The organism is Enterococcus sp. DIV0660C, assembly GCF_017316125.1.
Lineage (GTDB): Bacteria > Bacillota > Bacilli > Lactobacillales > Enterococcaceae > Enterococcus_B.
This window is the reverse complement of sequence record NZ_JAFLWA010000018.1, coordinates 1-20,868: the sequence shown is the minus strand read 5'-3', so window position 1 is coordinate 20,868 and position 20,868 is coordinate 1. Positions and strand designations below refer to the sequence as shown.

Sequence of the window (20,868 nt, the reverse complement as noted above, 5' to 3'; positions counted from 1 at the left end):
TTTTGTGGATGGAACTTTCTTTTAGGAAAGAGCAAAAAAAGGGTCAAAACGAAAATCCGCTTTGACTCTTTTTTTCAATTAATCGATCCCAATTTCTGCTTTAACGACTGCAGCAATTTTATCAACATAGTAATTCACTTTTTCATCCGTTGGCGCTTCTGCCATGACACGCAACAACGGTTCTGTTCCTGAAGGGCGAACTAAGATACGGCCTTCCCCATTCATTTCAGCCTCTGCTTCATCAATCACTGCCTTGATTGCAGGAACTTCCATTGCACCATTTTTATCGCTGACACGAATATTCACTAATTTTTGCGGATAAATCGTTACTTCACTAGCAAGCTCTGATAATTTTTTGCCTGTTTGTTTCATAATATTCAACAGTTGAATACCAGATAACATGCCATCACCAGTTGTATTAAAATCTAGGAAAATCATGTGACCAGATTGTTCGCCACCAAAGTTATAGTCATTTTTACGCATTTCTTCCACTACGTAGCGATCACCAACTTGAGTGATTACATCTTTCAAACCGATTCCTTCAACTGCTTTATGGAAACCTAGGTTACTCATAACAGTTGTTACAATAGTATCTTTTTTCAATCGATTTTTTTCTGCTAAATATTTCGCACAGATAAACATGATTTTATCGCCATCAACAATATTTCCTAATTCATCAACCGCAATGATTCGGTCGCCATCACCATCAAACGCTAAACCAACATCTGCACCTTTTTCAACAACCATCTCAGCTAATTTTTCTGGATGTGTTGAGCCGACGCCGTCGTTGATATTCAAGCCGTCTGGTTTTGTTCCCATCGTGTAGAAATCCGTTTCCAAGTCTGCAAATAAACGATTGACAGAAGTTGCTGTTGCTCCATTTGCTGCGTCAACACAAACCGTTAGTCCTGATAAATCACCATTGATTGTTTGGACTAAAAATTGCGAATACTTCAATAATCCTTCTGGAAATTCTTCGACAGTCCCTAATCCTTCAGCAGAAGGTCTTGGTAGCTCATCCGTTGGCGCATCAAGCAAAGCTTCGATTTCTAATTCTTGGTCATCGACCAATTTGAATCCGTCTGCTCCAAAGAACTTGATTCCATTATCCTGTGCAGGATTATGTGATGCAGAAATCATCACCCCCGCACTTGCTTTTTGTAAACGAGTCAAGTAAGCTACACCCGGTGTTGAGATTACACCTAATTGGAAGACTTCAATCCCTACTGATAACAAACCTGCAACTAAAGCCGATTCAAGCATTTGTCCAGAAATACGAGTATCACGACCAACTAAAACTCGAGGACGTTTTCCTTCAACTTCGTGTTGGCTTAAAACATATCCTCCATAACGTCCTAATTTGAACGCTAATTCCGGCGTTAACTCCTTATTTGCTTCTCCACGGACACCGTCCGTTCCAAAATATTTACCCATAACGATTAACTTGCTCCTTTAACTTCATTTTCTAAGAAATTTTCCCATTCAATTGTTCGCTTCCATCCATCAGTTTTGGGTTGAATCAACCGTTTCATTCGTCGATTCTTCAGTACTCGAAGTCTGTGTATCTGAACTTGTCGAGGTATCTGACGTCGACGATGTGGTCGTTTTCGTTGTGTTTGTTCCAGATTGTGTGGTTGATGAACGATCTGTAGTACCTTCTGAACGTGAAGACGAACTTCTACTTGTCGTTTCTTCTAACACTGGTGTGATTTCAACACTCACTTTTTTTGGCGAAACACTTAACCCATCACTGACCGGGATCTTGTATTCTCTCGTCAAGCGATGTGTAATTCCTGACACGTCGATTGGAACGGTAATGCTATCTCCCAGTTGTTCCAATAACTCACTCGTTCCTGTTACTTCTGCTTCTAGTTTCGCAAAATTAAAGTCATAGCTTTTCACACCATCCGCTCGAACTCCTTGTTGCGTCCCGTAAAGTCGAACCGTTTTTGTCGGTTTGATTGCATCTGCTTGGACTTTCACATTCACTGGATCAGCAATGATACTTAACGCTTCTCCCGCACTGTTTAAAGCTTGCACAGCTACATTACTATTGATACCATCATCTGTCACGTCAGATGCATTGACTTTAGCAACTACTTGATTGATTTCTGCCAACGTTTTATCACCTGTGGTAATCGTCACTTTTTCTGGTGTTTCTGAAACTGTGTCCAATCGATAACCTGCAGGTGTTGTTTCAGATGGTAAGATTGTTGTTACTTCAAAATCTTTTTTCACCCTTTTTTCGATCGTCACCGTGATTGTAGTTGGCTCAACTTTTGCATTCACTGCGCTACTAAGATTTCTGACTCTTAGTGAAACTTCATGGGTTCCTTCGTTTAGCTTAGTTAAATCCGCGCTCAAACGGAATGTTCGCGTATCAATATTTGATTCCGCATTTAACTGAACGCGATTGGCGCTAGTAAGTTTCACTTTTGCCGTAGTGACAAAACCGTGAATATAATATTTTTCAGAATCGTAAGATAACTGAATAGGCACATCACTCACAGTTTGCGTGTAGGATTCAGAACCAGAAAGGACACTTTGAGTTGATTGATTGTTTGCATTGAAATACAAAACGATACTAAACATTAAAGCAATAAATCCATAAAAAATACTGGTTCTTTTTTCTTTTGAGATCATTTACGACCCCCTCCCTTAGTCATGCCATCTAGGAAGGATTGAAGAACATTTTTTCTGTTCTTTGTTTTTTCATCTGCAATCAATTCACGACGCAAGATTGCTAAATATTCTTCTTGAGATAAACCAGTAATCAATTCGTTATCTAAAGTGATACTGACATCTCCTGTTTCTTCAGAGACAACGATCGTAATCGCATCACTGACTTCACTGATACCGACAGCTGCGCGGTGACGAGTCCCAAACTCTTTTGGGATCAACATACTCTCAGATAAAGGTAAATATGCGCTAGCCACTGCAATTTTACCGTCTTTTACAATAACGGCCCCATCATGAAGTGGCGTGTTTGGAATGAAGATATTAATCAGTAATTCCCCCGTAATATCTGCATCTAACGCAATTCCAGTTTCAATGTACTCATCTAATCCTGTATGACGTTCGATTGTGACCAATGCACCAATTTTTCGCTTGGACATATATTGGATCGCTTTATCGAATGACAAAATCATTTTTTCATCTTCTTGTTGTTCACTCTTCGTTTGCTTAAATAGCGAACTTCTTCCAAGATGCTCCAATCCGCGACGAATTTCAGGTTGGAAAATGACAACTGCTGCGATAACACCATAGGTAATGACTTGATTCATCAACCAGGATAGTGTATGAAGTCCAATTATTTCTGCTAAAATCCGAATCACGATAAAAATCGCAACTCCCTTTAGCAACTGAATGGCCTTCGTTCCTCTTAACAGCTGGATCAGCTTGTACACTAAGTACCAGACAACCAGAATATCAAGTATGTTCACAAAAAAGTTTAGTGATAAAAAATCACCAGAAAGCATTTGCTGCCAATAATTCAAATTAAAAAGTTCCCCGATTTGAAATGACATAAAAAGCCTCTCTTCTCTTTTGAGATTTCTTTCCTATTATATCATATGTTTGTTCTTTAAAGAGTTTTCTGCCTCGTTTTTCCAGATAAAAACACATTTTTTTCAAGAAAGTTACAATTTATTTTCTTGTCAAAAAAAAAGACTTGCTAATTTTTACCGTTGAGGTGTCATTAGCAAATCTTTTATTTTATTATTCTTGTTCTTTCCGACGTTTTGCACGTTCTTCGCGTCGTTTCGCTCGTCTTTCTTGCGCTTCAAGATCAACAGGGCGTTCTTTTCGTACACGTCTTTCTTTTTGTTCTTTCTCGGATCTATCCGAAACCGATTCAGGTTCTAACTTCGCTTTGATTTTTTCTAACTCACCAGACATCAATGCATAACTATAAAAGCGATTTTTTGCATCGTGAACAGTTTTTTCAAATAGTTCCTTAGCCATTAGCGGATTTGTATTTTCTAACGAAGAAAAACGAACTTGTTTACGCATAAACTCTGCCATCGTTGAAAAATCTGGTTTTTTATAGTCCAATGTCATTGGATTTTTTCCTTTTTCAAGCAAAGTTGGATTATAACGATACAGTGACCAGTAACCTGAAGAAACAGCTTCTTTTGCTTCCTTGATAGATTCTTTCATCCCACCAAACAAGCCATGCGTGATGCATGGTGTATAGGCAATGATCAGAGATGGTCCAGGAAATTTTTCAGCTTCTTCGAACGCCTTGATTGTTTGCATTTGGTTTGCGCCCGATGCGATTTGCGCAACATAAACATTATTATAAGTCATCGCCATTTTGCCTAAATCTTTTTTCGCTGCATATTTCCCACTAGCAGCAAATTTAGCAATTGCTGAAGCTGGTGTTGCTTTCGATGTTTGTCCACCAGTATTGGAGTAAACTTCATTGTCCAAAACCAAAATATTGACATCTGCCCCGCTAGCAATCACATGGTCGATGCCGCCAAAACCAATATCATATGCCCAACCATCGCCACCAATCATCCATTGGCTATTTTTTACAAACAAATCTTTTTCGCGATAAATCATTGCTAGCTCTGGTACAGTTTGAAGTTCCGCTTCTATTGCAGCTTGAAGTTTTACCGCCCGTTGTTGTGTGCCTTCGCTATCAAACAAATGATTCAACCAGTCTTCCATCAATAGACGTAATTCTGACGAAACTTTTGGTAAAACTTCACTCATCGACTTAGCTAAGGCTTCACGTCGCGTTTGCGCAGCCAATAACATACCATAACCAAACTCAGCATTATCTTCTAATAAGGAATTTGACCAAGCTGGTCCTTGACCGCATTCATTCGTCGTATAAGGCGACGCAGGCGATGCTCCACCCCAAATTGAAGAACAACCTGTTGCATTAGCAATCATCATTCGATCTCCAAACATCTGAGTCAATAATTTCACATAAGGTGTTTCACCACAACCAGAACAAGCACCTGAAAATTCCAATAGCGGTTGATTGAATTGAGTTGATAATACAGTATTTTTTCCTTTAACCGGATTTTCTTTTTGACGTAATGTCATGGCAAACGCCCAATTGACCGCTTGTTCTTTTTGTTCTTCGTAAGGTTTCATCACTAATGCTTTTCCTTTAGCAGGGCAAGCTTCGACACATAGTCCACAACCTGTACAATCTTCCACAGAAACTTGGATCCGATATTTCTGTCCATCTGCCCCTCGCATTTCGCGAACGATGAACCCTTCTGGTGCTTCTTCCATCTCTTCTTCATCTGCTAAAAACGGACGAATTGCTGCGTGTGGACAAACAAATGCACATTCATTACACATAGTACAACGGTCACTGATCCATTCAGGAACTTCAAGCGCTACACCACGTTTCTCAACAGCACCTGTTCCTACTGGCATTTCACCTGCTGTCATTCCATTTCTCACTAACGTTCCTACTGATAATTCATTACCTTCTTGCGCATTCACAGGTACGAGAATTTCTTCTACATAGCTTGACTGTTTACGAACGACTTTTTTAGGTAATTCAAGGGTTTTCCAGCTTTCTGGAACAGTCACTTTATGAAGAAGTTCCACTGTTCGATCAATCGCTTGCGTATTTTTTTCCACGATCGTCATTGATTTATGACCATAACTTTTTAGCGCTTCTTCTTTTAAAATTGGCAAGACCTCTTCAAAATCAATAATATTGGCTAATTTAAAAAAGGCTGTTTCCATTGCTGTATTGATTCGGCGACCAAGGCCTACTTCTTGTGCAAGTTTCATTGCATTGATTGTATAAAACTGAATGTCATTTTGTGCTAAATATTTTTTTAGTTTTGTTGGTAAATGGGTTTCAAGTTGTGCATCGTTCCAAATCGTATTCAATAGGAAAGTTCCGCCAGGTTTCAATCCCTTAACCAAATCATAACTATGCAAATATGCTGGTGTGTGACAGGCGATAAAATCAGCATGCTCAACTAAATAGGTCGAACGGATTGGCGTGTCACCAAAACGAAGATGTGAAACCGTCAAGCCCCCCGATTTTTTAGAATCATAATGAAAATAACCTTGTACATACTTATTCGTATGATTGCCAATGATTTTTATCGCAGATTTATTTGCACCGACTGTTCCATCTGAGCCAAATCCCCAGAATTTCGCTTGATAAGTTGTTGGGTTTGTTAAATCAAGTGTGTCTCGTTTTTCAAGTGAGGTGTAAGTAACATCATCAACAATCCCTATCGTAAAGCGTGTCTTCATTTGCGATTTTTCTTTTTGTAATTCGTCAAAGACAGCAACGATTTGATCAGGAGTAACATCTTTTGAACCCAGACCATAACGTCCACCAATAATTGTTGGGCGAATTTCTGCGTCATACATCACACTTTGAACATCTAGTAGTAATGGTTCTCCGCCAGCCCCTGGTTCTTTGCTTCGATCAAGAACCGCAATTGATTTGACCGTATTTGGTAATTTTTCCAGCAAGTTTTTAACGGGGAAAGGACGATACAAATGAATATTCAAAAAACCAACTTTACGTCCGTTTTTGTTTAGATATTCAACTGTCTGTTCAATAGTCTGCGCAACAGATCCCATGGAAATGATGATTTCTTCTGCATCTTCCGCACCATGATACGTAACCAAATCATAATTGGTATTTCTCAATTGATTGATTTCTTGCATATATTTTTGAACGATTTCCGGAAGTTTTTCATAATATTGGTTAATCGTTTCTCGTTGTTGAAAATGGATATCTGGATTTTGATTAGTTCCACTAACTGTCGGATGATTCGGATTCATTGCCCGTTGACGGAATTTCGCTAACTTTTCTTGATTAATCAACGGAGCTAACTCACCATATTCCAATACTTCGATTTTTTGAATTTCATGACTCGTTCGAAAGCCATCAAAAAAATTCATGAAAGGAATTTCTGCTTCGATTGAGGCTAAGTGAGCTACAGGTGCTAAGTCCATTACTTCTTGGACGCTACTTTCTGATAGCATGGCAAATCCCGTTTGTCTAGCAGCCATCACATCGCCATGGTCCCCAAAAATATTTAACGCATTGGTCGTTACTGCTCGACTTGCCACATGGAAAACGCTTGGCAATAATTCCCCAGCTATTTTGTACATGTTTGGAATCATCAATAATAAACCTTGTGATGCTGTATAAGTAGTCGTCAAAGCCCCCGTTTTTAAGGAGCCATGAACCACGCCAGCAGCGCCGGCTTCTGATTGCATTTCAACAACTTTAACTGGTTGCCCAAATAGATTTTTCTTTCCTGCTGCCGACCATTGATCGACTAATTCTGCCATTGTTGAACTTGGTGTAATTGGATAGATAGCAGCTAACTCGGTAAACGCATAGGAAATATATGCTGCGGCTGTGTTCCCATCCATGGTTTTCATTTTTCGCATTTATCATCATCCTTGTTCAGTTTCTCTCGAGTAATCTGCTTCATTATACCGTAAATTCGATGGGAATAAAAATAAATTTCGAGCATTTATTCACATACTTCAACAAAACGTTATTTTAATAAGAAATATTTTGTGAAATTTTTCTAAAGCAAAACGCTATCTTTTTTTATTTCGAATCGGTAAAATGTATTTGGAGGTGTTTCTATGGATATTTCAGTAATCGATGCAACGAAAACAAACAAAACAACAGGAATTTACTATGGAGATGCAACAGCGCCAAAAACAACGATTGAGTTCCTCAACCTTGCTTGTCCTTATTGTAAAAAATGGTTTGAAGAATCTTTTTCAACTCTCGAATCATCGGTCCAAGAAGGAAAAGTGAATCGCCTAATTAAGCTCTTTGATAAAGAAAAAGAAAGTTTACAACGTGGAAATGTCATGCACCATCACATTACTACTAATGATGGCAAAAAAGCTTTAGTAGAAATCAAACACATTTTTGAAACACAAGAGCAATGGAAGAATCTTTCTTTAGAAGAAGTTGCGCAATACGCAACAGAAGAATTAGGATTGACTTATCAACCTGATATGGAAATGGCAAAAGCAATTATTGATGAAGCAAATACTGCGCACATTCAATTTGTCCCAACGATTTTACTCGATCAAACTATTTTTGACGAAGCAATCACGTTAGATGAATTAACATCTTTACTCAACTAATAAAAAGGTGAACCAAGACGAAATTTCGTCTTGGTTCACCTTTTTTGGCCGTGCAATCCATCCAATTTTTTCTGGAACAATCACACAGCTTCTTCCCTCAACTTGTCAGCAAAATCATTAATCTTTCGTATTCGGTGATTGATTCCTGATTTTGAGATTGCTCCTGAAGGTATCATCTCACCTAATTCTTTCAAACTAACTTCTGGATGCTGTAACCTTAATTCAGCAATTTCTTGCAACTTTTCTGGTAAAGCATGCAAACCAACTCTCGCTTCAATGAATTCAATATTCTCAATTTGTTTAGAAGCCGCATCGATCGTCTTGTTTAAATTCGCCGTTTCACAATTTACCAAACGATTCACCGAATTTCTCATGTCACGAACGATACGAACATCTTCAAAACGCAACATTGAATTAGTCGCACCAATCAACGTTAAAAAGTCGGCAATTTTTTCTGCTCCTTTTAAGTAGGAAATATAGCCATTACGTCTTTCAAGCGTTCGTGCATGCAAGCCATAGTAATTCAACATGTCACAAATATCTTGATTGTGTTGTTCATAAATGGAAAAAATTTCTAAATGATAACGGCTCGTCTCTGGATTATTTACTGAACCCGAAGCCATAAATGCACCACGTAAGTAAGAACGCATTTTTTGTGCATTTCCCATGATTTCATCGGACACATGGCCATTAAACATCAAGCCATCCATGATATCCAAGTCCATTAATACATTTTTCGTTCCCTGCTTCAAGCGAACGATGTAGACATTATTCTTTTTTAATTTCATTTTTTTTCGAACAAGTAACTCGCTTCGAACATTATAATGATCTTTTAAAAGAGAATAGATACGTCGGGCAATCGCAGCATTTTCTGTTTGAACATTTAAAATGAACTGCTGATTGACGATGCCTAAAGAGCCGTTCATTCGCAACAAAGCAGCAAGTTCTGCTTTTGCATGTTCACGATGAACTTCTAAACCAGTCAACTCTTTTTTTACATCCGATGCAAATGACATTCTATTCTCCTCCTTTCTTTCACAATCCTAATCTAATATTTCGACCCAAAAACTAATCGAAAAAGTTCTTCAACTACTTTTTCACCGTCATGGAACACACCGCCATTCTTCAACTCCAAAAAATCAGTTGAAATGACACGACAGCCTTCATTTCTAAGTCCATTGAAATCATGCTGAACCTGAACAAGATACTCATCATAGACTTCCGGATCCATGTAATCTTCTGGTACTTTTTCTGTATTCACCAACACCGTATCAATAAATTTTTCATGTAAGTGTTCGTGCAACACACGTATGTGATCCGCATCAGTGAAATGCTCTGTCTCACCTTTTTGTGTCATGATATTACAAATGTAAACAACTTCTGCCTTTGTTTTAACGATTGCTTCACCAATCTCGGGAATAACTAAGTTTGGTAAAATACTCGTAAATAGGCTTCCCGGGCCAAGTACAACCATATCTGCTTCAGCAATAGCATTCACAACTTTACGTGCTGCTTTCGCTACTTGATCATCCGTCGTATTTCGCACAAAGACATGGTCAATCGTTTTACGATCTAACGCAATTTTTGATTCACCAACCGCGGTTGTTCCATCTTTAAATACCGCATGAAGTGTCAAAGGTGTTTCAGAGGATGGGTAAATATGTCCATCTACATGCATCATTCTTGACAACAACTGAATCGCATCATAAGTGCTGCCTCTCATTTCTGAAACAGCTGCAATGATCAGATTCCCAATACTATGGTTGGCTAAGAACTGATCCTCTTTCTTAAAACGATATTGAAAAATATCTTCATAAAATTGGGGCATATCAGAAAGTGCAACTAATACATTTCGCAAATCACCCGGCGGTGCCATTGAAATAGATTCACGAATGGCGCCACTACTTCCTCCATCATCTGCCACTGTCACAATTGCGGTTAAGTCAGCTCCTTGATTACGTAAGCTTTTCAAAATCACTGGAAGACCAGTTCCTCCGCCAACGACTACAATTTTTGGTTTTCTAATTCGATAGGTCTTCATATTCAAGAACGATTCACCGTCTCTTTCCGTTTATCTTTGTCACGGTGTGTAACGTTCACTTTATAATTCTCACTTAACGCTTTTGATAAACGCTCTGTTAAAGCAACTGATCGGTGTTGTCCACCAGTACAACCAATTGCAACAGTTAAACTGCTTTTCCCTTCTTTGACATAGCCAGGCAAAATAGTCTCTAATAAATGAAGAAATTGACTATAAAAATCCTCTGTTTCAGTAAATGACATCACATAATCATAAACAGGTTGATCCAATCCGGTTAACGGACGCAACTCTGAGATATAATGAGGATTTGGTAAAAAGCGCACATCCATCACAATATCTGAATCAATTGGTAACCCATATTTGAAGCCAAAAGAAACGAATTCAATTCGGAATCCTTGATCTTCTTGTGTCTTGAACGTATCAATGATTTTTTCCCTTAATTGACGTGGTGTCATCGTTGTTGTATCAATCACAACAGACGCTTGCACCTTTAGTTCATTTAAAATTGCACGTTCTTTACGGATTCCTTCAGTCACTAAACCGTCCATTGCCATCGGATGGGTACGACGAGTCTCTTTGTAACGAGCTACTAATTCTTCATCAGACGCATCTAAGAACAGAATCGATGTGTCAATGAAATCTGTATTAACAATTTCAATCAACATTTTTTGAATTTCTTCAAAGAATGAACGGGAACGTAAATCAACGCCCAATGCCATTTTTGTTACTTTTCCAGATTCTTTGATTAGTTCCCAAAATTTAGGAATCAATCGTGGAGGCATGTTATCGATACAAAAATATCCCATGTCCTCAAAACTTTGTATCGCCACAGTTTTTCCTGCGCCGCTCATTCCTGTAATAATTACGAGTTGTAAATTTTCAGCCATCTTCACAAGCTCCTCTCTCATTGTCTTTTAAATTATATCATTCCGGGCGTATCATCGCTAGCCATATCTTCCCTAATTATGGAATTTTCATGGAAAAATAAGTTTTTCTTACAAAAAACTTGGACCAAATACCACAAATGATGATACTTGCTCCAAGTTTTGCTATCGTTAGCGATTCAATTAATTGTTACTACTGTTTAGAAGACTGTTTCCGAAATTTCTCTGCTAACTCGATTGTTCGATCAGCCAAAATCGATTGTGCGTCTATGACTGGGTACGTATTATCCGAAGCAAATTCTTGCATCAATGATAATTCGGTACATCCCAAAATGATTTTTTCACAGTTTAACCGTCCAACCACTTCTTCTAAAATCTCATAGTATAAAGCTTCATTCAAGTAGTCTGATTCTTTGATATCATGATAAATCAAATGACTGATTTTCGCTTGTAACTTTTCATCAGGAATCACTACATCAAATCCTAATTGTTTTACTTCACGCTCGTAAATCCCTGCCTTCATGCTGCCTTCTGTACCTAGCAAGGCTACTGAACCAGTTGTTTGTTGACGAACTAATTCATTGGCCGCTTCTCTTGGCATATGCAAAAGGGGGATAGCCGTTGCTGCTTGTAGCTCATCAAAAAAATAATGCGCTGTATTACATGTCAATACGATAAAATTGGGCTGTAGTAGGTTTTGCTTTTCAATATCATCGAGCAAATAAGGAATTGGATTTTCCTTTTCACGATCCAAAATATAAGCAGTTCGATCAGGCACCGTTGCATGATTGAACAATACATAGTTTAGATATTCTTGGTCCTTAGTTGCATTTGTGCGGTGATTGATCAAGCGGACAAAACTTTCCGTCGCCATTGTTCCCATACCGCCCAAAATACTGAAAAAATTTTCCATGACTAGCCTTCTTTCACATGAAAGTATTTTTTGAATCGAGGAATATAGTTATGGAACATATATTTCATTAACACCCAACGTTTCAATGAACGATCGCCATCATAAAATACGGTTGTGCCAAAACGTTTTTCCTGGATCATTTTTTCTGCAATTTTTTTATCTTCATTCTCTCTTGCATACGTTAAGAAGATTTTTTTTGGTACGCCCATCCACAGTTTTGCATCTGAAGAATCTTTTGTACCATAAATAGTTTCTGTAAATGGTTTGTGGAATACTCTGTCTTCGGTAACAAAACGTGCTAAATTAAGCCCATTCAATGTAACAAAGAAGCTACTACGTCCTTGGCGTAAATTAATTTCAAATAATTTATATTCACCATCACGTGGATCATACTTCATGTCAAAATTCGCAAAGCCAGTATACTCGATTGTTTCTAAAAATTTCTTGATTGTCTGATAAATTTTTTCATTGTAATCTGGCATAATTACCACATAATTACCAATTGACGCAGGTGTTGGATCTTCCAAGAGCGGATGTCCCAAGCACATCATACGAACCTGATGATTTTCATCAACATAAGCGTTTAACACACGCATGTTGCTATCATCTCCAGGAATGAAGTCTTGAACAATCATCTCACTCGTATATCCAGCTTCGTAAATTCGTCCTAAAATCAAATCAAACTCTTCACGATTATCGATAATAAATGCTTTTTTTCGTCCTTCAAATTGGACAGAAAGATACTCGACACTATTCGCTGGTTTTAATGCAACTGGAAATTCAAATGGCAGTTCTTGTTCCAAACGACCATCCACTAACATTGGTTCTCTAACAATCAATGTTTTTGGATAAGGAAGTTGATATTTTTCGCAAACTTCATAGAAACTTACCTTATTGATTAACCGTTTGAATAATGAATAATCAATATACGGACAAATAAAGTATGCCGAGAGTTCTTCTTTATGCTGAGATATCAACTCTGCATATCCATCGCCACAAGCAATCAATAAATATTTTTTGCTTTGGTCGGAATATTTTTCTTTTGCCAAACGTAACATTGTTTCGATAAAAACTGGATCCTTATCAAAACCGGGAATCACTTCGACACTCACGATGTTACTATAACGGGTTGGTGCAAGTTGGTTTGAAGCATAGGCTTGGCACACTTTTCCATAGGCTTCATTAAATGAACGAGCCATACCATAGACGTTCATATCACTTCCCAATAATATAGGAATAAATTCTTCATTTACATTACTATTCATCACAATCTCTCACTTACTCATTAATCTACTGATTCTTTATTTAACTACACAAGGAATATCATACCATAAAGAAAAAAGCAATCAAAGGAAACTCCTCCGATTGCTCAATTCTTTTTTGAACGGATTGAACTTATAGGAAGTTTTATCTATACCAATTCAGTGTAGAAAGAACTACCTTGTAATGTATTTTAGAAGATGCTATCTAAAAAAACAAGTGTTTTATCATCTTTTAAAGTTTTTTTAACCATATCACCATTTTTTAATTTTTAGACCTTTTCTTCCATTACTTTTTCTAAATATCGTCCAGTGTAACTCTCTTTTACCTTAACAATATCCTCTGGTGTCCCAGTGGCTAAAATCGTTCCGCCACCATCGCCTCCTTCAGGCCCTAAATCAATGATATAATCCGCAGTTTTGATGACATCTAGATTATGCTCGATTACTAATACCGTATTTCCTGCATCCACTAGACGTTGTAAAACATCTAGTAAACGTGCAATATCATCTGCATGTAGCCCCGTTGTCGGTTCATCAAGAATATAAAAGTTCTTACCATTGGATATTTTATGCAATTCACTGGCCAATTTCATCCGCTGTGCTTCTCCACCGGATAATGTCGTCGCTGGTTGCCCCATCGTAATGTAACCTAATCCGACATCCACGATTGTCTTTAATTTACGATGAATTTTAGGAATGTGTTGGAAGAATTCTACAGCGTCTTCAACAGTCATTTCTAAAATATCAGCAATATTTTTTCCTTTATACCGTACTTCCAACGTTTCAGAATTGTATCGTTTGCCATGACACACTTCACAAGGAACATAAACATCAGGTAAAAAATGCATTTCGATTTTGATGATTCCGTCACCACGACAAGCTTCACATCGGCCACCTTTTACGTTAAAGCTAAAGCGTCCTTTTTTGTAGCCACGCATTTTAGCTTCATTTGTTTGTGCAAAAAGATCACGAACATCATCAAAGACACTTGTATAAGTTGCTGGGTTACTTCTTGGTGTACGGCCAATGGGGCTTTGATCGATATCAATGATTTTTTCGATATTATCATAACCAGAAATTGTTTTGAATTTACCCGGTTTAGCTGAATTTCGATTCAATTTTTGGGCAAGAGCTTTTTTCAAAATACCATTAACCAAAGTACTTTTTCCAGAACCAGAGACACCAGTGACTGCCACGAATTCTCCTAGAGGAAACTTCACTGTCACGTTTTTCAAGTTATTTTCTGCTGCTCCAGTAATTTTAATTGCTTCACCATTTCCTTGGCGACGTGTTGTTGGTACAGCAATCTTCTTTTTCCCTGATAGGTATTGTCCTGTTAATGAACGTGGGTCTTTCGCAACTTCTGCAGGCGTTCCAGCTGCAACGATTTGTCCACCTTGCTCACCAGCACCTGGTCCTACATCAATCAAATAATCCGCTGCTCGCATGGTATCCTCATCATGTTCCACAACAATCAAAGTATTGCCTAAGTCTCTCATTTTCTTCAGTGAACCAATCAAACGATCATTATCCCGTTGATGTAACCCAATTGATGGTTCATCCAAAATATACAGAACACCTGAAAGATTTGATCCAATTTGGGTGGCTAAACGAATTCGTTGTGCTTCCCCACCAGATAGTGTTCCAGAAGCCCGACTCAAGGTTAAGTATTCCAACCCAACATTTTCTAAAAATGACAATCGATCGTTTACTTCTTTTAAAATCGGTTTAGCAATCATCGTTTCTTGTTCAGATAATGTTAAACCTGAGAAAAAATCAACTGCTTTTTTGATCGATAATTCATTTGTTTCACCAATATTTGTTCCATTAATTTTGACAGATAAGGCTTGCGGATTCAAACGTAATCCTTTACATGTTTGACAAGTTAATTCCGTCATATATTGACGCATTTGCTCTCTCGTAAAATCACTGCTTGTTTCTTGATAACGACGAGCAATATTCTTTAGCACGCCCTCAAAAGATGCTTCCACGTCACGCACACCGCCAAAATCATTTTCGTAATGGAAATGGAATAATTCATCTGTCCCATTCAAAACAATTTCTTGATGTTCTGCTGGTAATTCATCAAACGGTGTGTTCATATCAATTCCATAACTTTCACACGCTTGTGCCAACATTTGAGGATAGTATTGCGAACTGATTGGATTCCATGGAACAATTGCTCCTTCAGCCAAGGTCTTGGTACGATCAGGAATAACTAAATCTTGGTCTACTTCTAGTTTCAAACCTAGTCCATCACAATCGGGACAAGCTCCAAATGGCGCATTGAATGAAAACAATCGTGGCTCCAGTTCGCCAACTGTAAAGCCACAATAAGGACAAGAGTAATGTTCACTGAACAGCATTTCTTTTTCACCAATCACATCAACCAAAGCATAGCCATCTGCCAAGCGTAATGCTGCTTCAAAGGAATCGAACAAACGTGAACGAATGCCCTCTTTTACCACTATTCGGTCAATAACGATAGCAATATCATGCTTTTTGTTTTTTTCCAGTTCAGGAACCTCAGTAATGTCGAAGGTATCACCATCCACTCTTACACGAACATACCCTTCTTTTTGAATTCGTTCAAACACTTTTTTGTGCTGACCTTTTTTCTTTGCAACAATTGGTGCTAAAATTTGGATCTTTGTCCGTTCTGGTAACTCTAATACTTGGTCAACCATTTGTTCAACCGATTGACTGGTGATCTCAATGTGATCATTAGGACAGATTGGATGGCCCACACGTGCAAAAAGCAAACGTAGATAATCATTGATTTCTGTTACTGTTCCTACCGTCGAACGAGGATTTTTACTTGTCGTTTTTTGGTCAATCGAAATCGCCGGACTTAAGCCGTCGATACTGTCAACATCTGGTTTATCCATTTGCCCCAAAAATTGGCGAGCATAAGCAGAGAGACTTTCGACATATCGTCGTTGTCCCTCTGCATAAAGTGTGTCGAAAGCTAATGAGCTTTTCCCAGAACCAGATAACCCTGTAATCACTACAAATTTATCTCTTGGAATTGTTACATCTACATTTTTTAAATTGTGCGCTCTGGCACCATGAATAATAATTTTATCGTTAGCCATCTCGTCCTCCTGCTCTTTACTCCGCTGCCTTCAATTCTAAAATTGTATCGCGTAAATTAGCGGCAGTTTCAAAATCTAAAGCTTTCGCAGCATCTTTCATTTCTTTTTCTAATTTCATCAATAAATCAGCTTTTTCTTTTCGACTCATTTCATTATAAGAAACTTGGACTGTTCCTTTGGCATCATCTTTTGCCTCTTTTGTAATAGAAATCAAATCACGAATTTCTTTGATAATCGTTTTTGGCACGATTCCATGTTCTTCATTATATGCTTCTTGTATCGAACGTCTCCGTGCCGTTTCATCCATTGCTGAACGCATCGAGTCCGTTACTTTATCAGCATACATGATTACTTTTCCTTCTGAATTTCGTGCTGCACGCCCAATTGTTTGGACAAGCGAACGTTCACTTCTCAAGAACCCTTCTTTATCAGCGTCTAAGATAGCAACCAAAGAAACTTCTGGAACATCTAATCCTTCACGCAATAAATTGATCCCAACTAAAACATCAAACTCACCTAAACGTAAGTCACGAATAATTTCCGTCCGTTCAAGGGTTTTGATATCACTGTGCAGGTATTTTACTTTGATTCCCAGTTCTTTAAAGTAATCAGTCAGATCTTCAGACATTTTTTTCGTCAACGTCGTTACAAAGACACGTTCATTTTTCTCCACTCGGTCATTGATTTCACCAACCAAATCGTCAATTTGACCCATGATCGGACGAACTTCAATCACTGGATCTAATAAACCAGTTGGACGAATAATTTGTTGGATAACTCTATCCGTTTGTTCATTTTCATAAGGCCCCGGTGTAGCTGAGACGTAGATAATTTGATGGACATGTTGCTCGAATTCTTCTAATCTTAATGGCCGATTGTCAAGCGCTGAAGGCAAGCGGAACCCATAATCAACTAACATTTGTTTACGCGCCCGGTCACCATTATACATTCCGCGAATTTGTGGCATCGTTACATGTGATTCGTCAATGACAATCAAAAAATCTTCTGGAAAGAAATCAAGCAATGTATAAGGTGGCTCTCCTTCTTTTCGACCATCCATATGTCGCGAATAGTTTTCAATGCCTGAAGTGTAACCCATCTCTAGCATCATTTCGATATCATAGTTTGTTCTTTGTTCTAAGCGTTGCGCTTCTAGTAACTGATTATTATCTCGTAACACTTTTAAGCGCATCTCTAGTTCGGCTTTGATGTTCGCAACAGCCTGTTCCATATGTTCATCATTTGTCACGAAGTGAGTAGCAGGGAAAATAGCAACGTGTCCTGTTTCACCAAGCACCTCTCCAGTTAGCGCATCTACTTCCCGAATTCGTTCGACTTCATCCCCAAAAAATTCGACTCTCAAAGCACGTTCGTCGCGTGAAGCCGGAAAAATCTCCACCACGTCACCGCGCACTCGAAACCGACCACGCTGAAAATCAATATCATTTCGTTCAAAATTGATTCCCACTAGATTCCGAATCAATTGATTACGATCAAGTTCTGCTCCTTGTCGAATTGAAACAACTTGTTTCTGATATTCAAATGGTGAACCTAATCCGAAAATACAAGAAACAGAGGCAATCACAATTGTATCGTTCCGCTCTAGAAGGGAACTTGTAGCCGAATGGCGCAGCTTATCAATCTCGTCATTGACACTTGAATCTTTTTCAATATAAGTATCACTAGATGGAACATACGCTTCTGGTTGATAATAATCATAATAAGAAACAAAATATTCAACCGCGTTTTTGGGAAAGAATTCTTTAAATTCTCCATATAATTGTCCAGCTAAAGTTTTATTATGTGCAATAATCAATGTTGGCTTATTTACTTCCTTAATCACATTTGAAATCGTATAGGTCTTCCCCGTACCGGTTGCACCTAATAAGATTTGTGCTTTCTCCCCACCAACCACACCATCCACTAATTGGCGTATCGCTTCAGGTTGATCCCCTGCTGGTTGGTACTTCGAGACAAGCTCAAATTGTTGAGAGGTATCTCTTTCAATCATTTTTCGTCCCCCTTTTCATTCATTCCTTTTCATTTTATGACTTGCAAAAAGAAAAGGAAAGCAAAGGCATTCCTTACTAAAAAATTATAACACACCGAACATACTTTCGCCACTCCTTCACCTCGGCATTTCATGTTAGAACTTCTTACATAGAATGTTAGATTTTATTGTTTTTTTCATTTTTTTAAGTTTCAGAACTTGTCTGATTCATTACTTTTCACCTATAATAAATAGATATTGAGAATTTAGGAGGTAATTATGAAAAGAAAGCATTTATTCTACTCGTTCATTTTCATAATGGCAGGATTTATCACACTTGCAACTAGTAATCCTGCCCATGCAGAAACAAACAATACGGAATCAAGTACCGCCGAGTCGATGCAGATGGCTCAGCCAAAAAAAGACAAATACGTCGTTGCTAGCGACTCTGCCTTTGCACCCTTCGAGTTTCAAAACACGGATGGTAAGTATGAAGGAATCGATGTTGAGTTAATGAAACAGATTTCCGAGCTTCAAGGCTTCAATATCCAAATGGACTATCGCGGATTTTCCGCTGCGTTACAAGCATTAGAGTCTGGACAAGCTGATGGCATGATTGCCGGAATGACCGTCACAGATGAACGTAAGCAAAGTTACGATTTTTCTGATACTTATTTTGATAGCGGAATTCAGTTGGGCGTAAAACAAGGTGATACATCAATCAAATCCTACAAAGATTTAAAAGGGAAAACAGTTGGTGCCAAAGTCGGAACCGAAAGCGCTGAATTCCTGAGCAATCATGAAGAAGAATATGGCTACAAAATCAAGTACTTCGACGCTGCTGACCAATTATATGACGGTTTGAAAGTTGGTGCGATTGACGCAATCATGGATGACTACCCTGTTCTTGGTTATGCTATCAAACAAGGTCAAAAAATTGATACCCCAATGCCAAAAGAATCTGGTGGTAAATATGCCTTCGCAGTTAAAAAAGGTGAAAACCCAGAACTTTTAACGATGTTCAATGAAGGACTTAAAGAGTTAAAGCGCACAGGCGCCTATGACAAAATCATTGATAAATATGTAGCTACTTCAAATGAGTCAGCAGACTCAACCAAAGACGAATCAACAATCATCGGTTTAATCAAAAACAATTACAAACCATTATTACGTGGTTTTTGGATGACAATCGTTCTTGCTCTAGTCTCTTTCGCTTTGGCACTAGTAGTGGGTGTTATTTTCGGATTATTCAGTGCTTCACCTATTCGCGCACTACGCACAATAGCAAGCATTTACGTTGATATCATCCGTGGAATTCCAATGATGGTACTTGCCTTCTTCATTTTCTTTGGCTTACCTGGAATTGTTGGATTTACAATTCCAGATTTCATTGCTGGCGTTATTACATTGACCTTAAACGCGAGTGCGTATATTGCAGAGATCGTTCGTGGCGGTATCAACGCCGTTCCCGTTGGACAAATGGAAGCTTCGAGAAGTTTAGGGTTGTCTTATAACCGAACAATGCAAAAAATCATCTTGCCACAAGCTATTCGAATCATGCTTCCTTCATTCGTTAACCAATTCGTTATCTCATTGAAGGATACAACAATCATCTCTGCAATCGGAGTAGTCGAATTACTACAAGCTGGTAAAATTATTGTTGCCCGTACCACACAAAGTACGTATGTTTACTTAATTATCGCAGTCATGTATTTAATCTTGATTACCGCTTTAACAAAATTAGCGAAAGTTTTAGAAAAGAAGGTGAAGTAAGATGTCAGAAAAAATCTTAGTAGAACATCTTGTAAAAAAATATGGTGAAAATACTGTATTAAATGATATCAACGTCTCAATCAACGAAGGCGATGTCGTTTGTATCATCGGCCCTTCTGGTTCAGGAAAAAGTACTTTCCTACGCTGCTTAAATCGTCTAGAAGAGCCAACGGATGGTGACATCATCATCGACGGCGCTCATTTAATGGATAAAAACACAAATATCAATCTTGTTCGTCAGCATATCGGAATGGTGTTCCAACACTTTAATTTATTCCCTCACCTTTCTGTTTTAGAAAATATTATTCTTGCGCCAATGGATTTGAAAAAGGAATCTCGCGAAGAAGCAGAAAAAAAAGCCATCAAGCTATTAGATACAGTTGGCTTAGCTGATAAAAAAGATATGTCACCAGAAATGCTCTCAGGCGGACAAAAACAACGTGTTGCGATTGCCCGTGCATTAGCAATGAACCCAGACATCATGCTTTTTGATGAACCAACCTCTGCACTTGATCCAGAGATGGTCGGTGATGTTCTGAACGTCATGAAAAAACTTGCAAAACAAGGAATGACCATGGTTATCGTTACTCACGAAATGGGCTTTGCCAAAGAAGTCGCTAATCGTGTCATGTTCATTGACGGCGGAAACTTCCTTGAAGACGGAACACCTGAACAAATTTTTGAAAATCCACAAAACGAACGCACAAAAGATTTCCTAGATAAAGTTTTAGATATTTAACCAGAGAACCTGAAACAGTTTCAAAACATGAAAAGCATCGTCAAAATCTT

The 20,868-nt window shown here is 38.3% G+C and carries 14 protein-coding genes; 3 read left to right on the top strand and 11 right to left on the bottom strand.

Features of this window, described 5'->3' with window-relative positions; all coding sequences use genetic code 11:
* Positions 1-78: 78 nt before the first annotated feature.
* The 4 genes from glmM to nifJ all read right to left on the bottom strand — a co-directional run bounded on the left by glmM (position 79) and on the right by nifJ (position 7,401).
* Positions 79-1,434, bottom strand: coding sequence for a phosphoglucosamine mutase (glmM, locus tag DOK81_RS04645; protein WP_206908869.1), 1,356 nt, complete (start codon positions 1,432-1,434; stop codon positions 79-81).
* Positions 1,435-1,503: 69 nt separating this feature from the next.
* Entirely contained in the window at positions 1,504-2,643 is a 1,140-nt protein-coding gene (locus DOK81_RS04640) for a CdaR family protein (protein WP_206908867.1), read from the bottom strand.
* Positions 2,640-3,527, bottom strand: coding sequence for a diadenylate cyclase CdaA (gene cdaA, locus DOK81_RS04635; protein WP_067484300.1), 888 nt, complete (start codon positions 3,525-3,527; stop codon positions 2,640-2,642). Before cdaA ends, DOK81_RS04640 begins: the two co-directional genes overlap by 4 nt.
* 190 nt (positions 3,528-3,717) lie before the next feature.
* Positions 3,718-7,401, bottom strand: coding sequence for a pyruvate:ferredoxin (flavodoxin) oxidoreductase (gene nifJ / locus DOK81_RS04630; RefSeq protein ID WP_206908865.1), 3,684 nt, complete (start codon positions 7,399-7,401; stop codon positions 3,718-3,720).
* 204 nt (positions 7,402-7,605) lie between these two features.
* On the opposite strand from nifJ, the gene DOK81_RS04625 reads away from it, so the two are divergent.
* The gene (locus DOK81_RS04625) at positions 7,606-8,121 is read left to right on the top strand and encodes a DsbA family protein (protein WP_206908863.1); all 516 of its coding nucleotides are present in this window, start codon (positions 7,606-7,608) and stop codon (positions 8,119-8,121) included.
* 80 nt (positions 8,122-8,201) lie between these two features.
* On the opposite strand, the gene whiA is transcribed toward DOK81_RS04625, so the two are convergent.
* The 7 genes from whiA to uvrB form a co-directional block, all read right to left on the bottom strand.
* A complete protein-coding gene (gene whiA / locus DOK81_RS04620) occupies positions 8,202-9,137 on the bottom strand; it encodes a DNA-binding protein WhiA (RefSeq protein ID WP_206897742.1) in 936 nt (311 codons plus the stop codon).
* Between the two features lie 32 nt (positions 9,138-9,169).
* Positions 9,170-10,168 carry a YvcK family protein gene (locus tag DOK81_RS04615; protein WP_206908861.1) on the bottom strand — a complete coding sequence of 333 codons (999 nt, stop codon included), beginning with the start codon at positions 10,166-10,168 and terminating at the stop codon, positions 9,170-9,172.
* Positions 10,165-11,049: an RNase adapter RapZ gene (rapZ, locus tag DOK81_RS04610; RefSeq protein ID WP_206908859.1), complete on the bottom strand. Its 885-nt coding sequence runs from the start codon at positions 11,047-11,049 to the stop codon at positions 10,165-10,167. The genes DOK81_RS04615 and rapZ overlap by 4 nt, the downstream gene beginning before the upstream one ends.
* Positions 11,050-11,239: 190 nt before the next feature.
* Entirely contained in the window at positions 11,240-11,959 is a 720-nt protein-coding gene (locus DOK81_RS04605; protein ID WP_206908857.1) for an amino acid racemase, read from the bottom strand.
* Positions 11,960-11,961: 2 nt separating this feature from the next.
* Positions 11,962-13,227: a D-aspartate ligase gene (locus tag DOK81_RS04600; RefSeq protein WP_206908856.1), complete on the bottom strand. Its 1,266-nt coding sequence runs from the start codon at positions 13,225-13,227 to the stop codon at positions 11,962-11,964.
* Between the two features lie 263 nt (positions 13,228-13,490).
* The gene (gene uvrA / locus DOK81_RS04595; RefSeq protein WP_206908853.1) at positions 13,491-16,316 is read right to left on the bottom strand and encodes an excinuclease ABC subunit UvrA; all 2,826 of its coding nucleotides are present in this window, start codon (positions 16,314-16,316) and stop codon (positions 13,491-13,493) included.
* 16 nt (positions 16,317-16,332) lie between these two features.
* Positions 16,333-18,327 (bottom strand): excinuclease ABC subunit UvrB, encoded by a 1,995-nt coding sequence (gene uvrB / locus DOK81_RS04590; protein ID WP_206908851.1) that lies wholly within the window; start codon positions 18,325-18,327, stop codon positions 16,333-16,335.
* A 258-nt stretch (positions 18,328-18,585) separates the two neighbouring features.
* On the opposite strand from uvrB, the gene DOK81_RS04585 reads away from it, so the two are divergent.
* Both DOK81_RS04585 and DOK81_RS04580 read left to right on the top strand, forming a co-directional pair.
* Entirely contained in the window at positions 18,586-20,079 is a 1,494-nt protein-coding gene (locus DOK81_RS04585) for an amino acid ABC transporter substrate-binding protein/permease (protein WP_206908849.1), read from the top strand.
* Position 20,080: 1 nt separating this feature from the next.
* A complete protein-coding gene (locus DOK81_RS04580) occupies positions 20,081-20,818 on the top strand; it encodes an amino acid ABC transporter ATP-binding protein (RefSeq protein ID WP_206908847.1) in 738 nt (245 codons plus the stop codon).
* The last annotated feature ends 50 nt before the right edge of the window (positions 20,819-20,868 follow it).